The organism is Vibrio sp. R15-SG3-ISO1B (assembly GCF_059833835.1).
The window spans coordinates 1-5,118 of the sequence record NZ_JCBDGG010000039.1 but is presented as its reverse complement, the minus strand read 5'-3'; the positions used below and the strand labels follow the sequence as shown (position 1 = coordinate 5,118).

Genomic DNA, 5,118 nt, shown 5'->3' with positions numbered 1-5,118 from the left:
TGGCGATGTCCTACTCTCACATGGGGAAGCCCCACACTACCATCGGCGCTAATTCGTTTCACTTCTGAGTTCGGCATGGAATCAGGTGGGTCCAAATCGCTATGGTCGCCAAGCAAATTCTTTAATTCGGAAAGCTGTTTTCAGTTCTTACACATTCAATGTTCTTCATTGAGTCCATCAAAACCCTTTGGGTGTTGTATGGTTAAGCCTCACGGGCAATTAGTACAGGTTAGCTCAACGCCTCACAGCGCTTACACACCCTGCCTATCAACGTTCTAGTCTCGAACAACCCTTAAGGGCACTTAAAGTGCCAGGGAAGACTCATCTCAGGGCTCGCTTCCCGCTTAGATGCTTTCAGCGGTTATCGATTCCGAACTTAGCTACCGGGCAATGCGTCTGGCGACACAACCCGAACACCAGAGGTTCGTCCACTCCGGTCCTCTCGTACTAGGAGCAGCCCCCTTCAATCTTCCAACGCCCACGGCAGATAGGGACCGAACTGTCTCACGACGTTCTAAACCCAGCTCGCGTACCACTTTAAATGGCGAACAGCCATACCCTTGGGACCGACTTCAGCCCCAGGATGTGATGAGCCGACATCGAGGTGCCAAACACCGCCGTCGATATGAACTCTTGGGCGGTATCAGCCTGTTATCCCCGGAGTACCTTTTATCCGTTGAGCGATGGCCCTTCCATTCAGAACCACCGGATCACTATGACCTGCTTTCGCACCTGCTCGAATTGTCATTCTCGCAGTCAAGCGGGCTTATGCCATTGCACTAACCTCACGATGTCCAACCGTGATTAGCCCACCTTCGTGCTCCTCCGTTACTCTTTGGGAGGAGACCGCCCCAGTCAAACTACCCACCAGGCACTGTCCTCACCCCGGATAACGGGGCTAAGTTAGAACATCAAACATACAAGGGTGGTATTTCAAGGTCGGCTCCACAGATACTGGCGTACCTGCTTCAAAGCCTCCCACCTATCCTACACATGTAGGCTCAATGTTCAGTGCCAAGCTGTAGTAAAGGTTCACGGGGTCTTTCCGTCTAGCCGCGGGTACACTGCATCTTCACAGCGATTTCAATTTCACTGAGTCTCGGGTGGAGACAGCGTGGCCATCATTACGCCATTCGTGCAGGTCGGAACTTACCCGACAAGGAATTTCGCTACCTTAGGACCGTTATAGTTACGGCCGCCGTTTACCGGGGCTTCGATCAAGAGCTTCGACCGAAGTCTAACCCCATCAATTAACCTTCCGGCACCGGGCAGGCGTCACACCGTATACGTCATCTTACGATTTTGCACAGTGCTGTGTTTTTAATAAACAGTTGCAGCCACCTGGTATCTGCGACTCTCAATAGCTCCATCCGCGAGGGACTTCACCGTCAAGAGCGTACCTTCTCCCGAAGTTACGGTACCATTTTGCCTAGTTCCTTCACCCGAGTTCTCTCAAGCGCCTTGGTATTCTCTACCCGACCACCTGTGTCGGTTTGGGGTACGATTCCAACTTATCTGAAGCTTAGAGGCTTTTCCTGGAAGCATGGCATCAATGACTTCACGCCCTTGGGCGCTCGACGTCGTGTCTCAGCCTTAAAGAGAGCCGGATTTACCTAACTCTCAAGCCTACGCACTTGAACCTGGACAACCGTCGCCAGGCCCACCTAGCCTTCTCCGTCCCCCCATCGCAATAAGTTGAAGTACGGGAATATTAACCCGTTTCCCATCGACTACGCCTTTCGGCCTCGCCTTAGGGGTCGACTTACCCTGCCCCGATTAACGTTGGACAGGAACCCTTGGTCTTCCGGCGTGGAGGTTTTTCACCCCCATTATCGTTACTCATGTCAGCATTCGCACTTCTGATACCTCCAGCATGCTTTACAACACACCTTCAACGGCTTACAGAACGCTCCCCTACCCAATACCTAAAAGGTATTGCCGCAGCTTCGGTTTATTACTTAGCCCCGTTACATCTTCCGCGCAGGCCGACTCGACTAGTGAGCTATTACGCTTTCTTTAAATGATGGCTGCTTCTAAGCCAACATCCTAGCTGTCTAAGCCTTCCCACATCGTTTCCCACTTAGTAATAATTTGGGACCTTAGCTGGCGGTCTGGGTTGTTTCCCTCTCCACGACGGACGTTAGCACCCGCCGTGTGTCTCCCGGATAGTACTTACTGGTATTCGGAGTTTGCAAAGGGTTGGTAAGTCGGGATGACCCCCTAGCCTTAACAGTGCTCTACCCCCAGTAGTATTCGTCCGAGGCGCTACCTAAATAGCTTTCGGGGAGAACCAGCTATCTCCAGGTTTGATTGGCCTTTCACCCCTAGCCACAAGTCATCCGCTAATTTTTCAACATTAGTCGGTTCGGTCCTCCAGTTGATGTTACTCAACCTTCAACCTGCCCATGGCTAGATCACCTGGTTTCGGGTCTATATCCAGAGACTGAGCGCCCAGTTAAGACTCGGTTTCCCTACGGCTCCCCTAGATGGTTAACCTTGCCACTGAATATAAGTCGCTGACCCATTATACAAAAGGTACGCAGTCACACCACGAAGGTGCTCCTACTGCTTGTACGTACACGGTTTCAGGTTCTATTTCACTCCCCTCACAGGGGTTCTTTTCGCCTTTCCCTCACGGTACTGGTTCACTATCGGTCAGTCAGTAGTATTTAGCCTTGGAGGATGGTCCCCCCATATTCAGACAGGATATCACGTGTCCCGCCCTACTCGATTTCACTGAATGTGCGTTGTCAACTACGGGGCTATCACCCTTTATTGCCGGACTTTCCAGACCGTTCGTCTAACGCATATAAAGCTTAAGGGCTAGTCCAATTTCGCTCGCCGCTACTTTCGGAATCTCGGTTGATTTCTTTTCCTCGGGGTACTTAGATGTTTCAGTTCCCCCGGTTCGCCTCGTTATGCTATGTATTCACATAACGATACCTGCTTATGCAGGTGGGTTTCCCCATTCGGAAATCCCAGACTCAAGTGGTTTTTACTACCTAATCTGGGCTTATCGCAAGTTAATACGTCCTTCATCGCCTCTGACTGCCAAGGCATCCACCGTGTACGCTTAGTCACTTAACCATACAACCCCAAAGGGTCTTATTGGCTCATTTACTTTCAGTTTGAAAAGTGAAAACAAACTAAGCAACCAAAGTTGTCTGCAATTATTTAAACATGATGCAGACTCGATTTTGCCGGACTCAAATATGTTTTGTTTTACTGAAACAGTAAGACAAAACCCAAGAACACTTGAATGTGTTTTTGTGTATTCATGTATATGAATACTTTGAGAACTTTACAAACAACAATAAATTGTTGTTTTGTCAGCTTTCCAAATTGTTAAAGAGCATGATTCTTCCGAAGAAGGTCATTTTCTAAAGACTTTCGGCGTCAAAAAAACCAACCACATACGAATTACTGAAGTGGTTTGGAATTTCTATCCAAAAACATTTAGAGAATGGTGGGCGATACCGGGCTCGAACCAGTGACCCCCTGCTTGTAAGGCAGGTGCTCTCCCAACTGAGCTAATCGCCCACATTATGTGGTTACTTTTTTCTTAGGCAAGGCAAGTTGTAAGGCCGTGTACAAAAATACACAACGAGCAACTTAACGCCGCATAAGAGAAAAGTGGTGGGTCGTGCAGGATTCGAACCTGCGACCAATTGATTAAAAGTCAACTGCTCTACCAACTGAGCTAACGACCCGTGGTATCCCGTAGGGGAGTCGAACCCCTGTTACCGCCGTGAAAGGGCGGTGTCCTAGGCCTCTAGACGAACGGGACACTGGATAAGTTTCTAGTGAACTAGTGCCTAGTTCCTAGAGACTGTGAACCTTTTGGGAAAGGTTCATTGTATTCTAGGGACTAGCAACTAGCCTCTAGAATCTCTCTTTACTTTTATAAACCATATCAATCTGTGTGGACACTCATAACGATAATCATCGTATAAGGAGGTGATCCAGCGCCAGGTTCCCCTAGCGCTACCTTGTTACGACTTCACCCCAGTCATGAACCACAAAGTGGTGAGCGTCCTCCCGAAGGTTAAACTACCCACTTCTTTTGCAGCCCACTCCCATGGTGTGACGGGCGGTGTGTACAAGGCCCGGGAACGTATTCACCGTGGCATTCTGATCCACGATTACTAGCGATTCCGACTTCATGGAGTCGAGTTGCAGACTCCAATCCGGACTACGACGCACTTTTTGGGATTCGCTTACTCTCGCAAGTTCGCCGCCCTCTGTATGCGCCATTGTAGCACGTGTGTAGCCCTACTCGTAAGGGCCATGATGACTTGACGTCGTCCCCACCTTCCTCCGGTTTATCACCGGCAGTCTCCCTGGAGTTCCCACCCGAAGTGCTGGCAAACAAGGATAAGGGTTGCGCTCGTTGCGGGACTTAACCCAACATTTCACAACACGAGCTGACGACAGCCATGCAGCACCTGTCTTACAGTTCCCGAAGGCACCAAAGCATCTCTGCTAAGTTCTGTAGATGTCAAGAGTAGGTAAGGTTCTTCGCGTTGCATCGAATTAAACCACATGCTCCACCGCTTGTGCGGGCCCCCGTCAATTCATTTGAGTTTTAATCTTGCGACCGTACTCCCCAGGCGGTCTACTTAACGCGTTAGCTCCGAAAGCCACGGCTCAAGGCCACAACCTCCAAGTAGACATCGTTTACGGCGTGGACTACCAGGGTATCTAATCCTGTTTGCTCCCCACGCTTTCGCATCTGAGTGTCAGTATCTGTCCAGGGGGCCGCCTTCGCCACTGGTATTCCTTCAGATCTCTACGCATTTCACCGCTACACCTGAAATTCTACCCCCCTCTACAGTACTCTAGTCTGCCAGTTTCAAATGCAATTCCGAGGTTGAGCCCCGGGCTTTCACATCTGACTTAACAAACCACCTGCATGCGCTTTACGCCCAGTAATTCCGATTAACGCTCGCACCCTCCGTATTACCGCGGCTGCTGGCACGGAGTTAGCCGGTGCTTCTTCTGCAGCTAACGTCAAATGAGTGCGCTATTAACACACCCACCTTCCTCACTGCTGAAAGTACTTTACAACCCGAAGGCCTTCTTCATACACGCGGCATGGCTGCATCAGGCTTGCGCCCA

3 tRNA genes and 3 rRNA genes are annotated in these 5,118 nt (G+C 50.1%); all 6 read right to left on the bottom strand.

The features are described from left to right. Positions 1 to 113, bottom strand: a 5S ribosomal RNA gene (rrf, locus tag AC6R0S_RS11635); the annotation flags it as partial. A gap of 85 nt (positions 114 to 198) precedes the next feature. Continuing rightward, a 23S ribosomal RNA gene (locus tag AC6R0S_RS11630) occupies positions 199 to 3,087 on the bottom strand. 377 nt (positions 3,088 to 3,464) lie between these two features. Continuing rightward, positions 3,465 to 3,540 (bottom strand) — tRNA-Val (locus AC6R0S_RS11625). Between the two features lie 94 nt (positions 3,541 to 3,634). Next, positions 3,635 to 3,710 (bottom strand) — tRNA-Lys (locus tag AC6R0S_RS11620). Position 3,711: 1 nt separating this feature from the next. Then, positions 3,712 to 3,787: transfer RNA gene (locus AC6R0S_RS11615), tRNA-Glu, on the bottom strand. 163 nt (positions 3,788 to 3,950) lie between these two features. Further along, positions 3,951 to 5,118, bottom strand: a 16S ribosomal RNA gene (locus AC6R0S_RS11610); the annotation flags it as partial.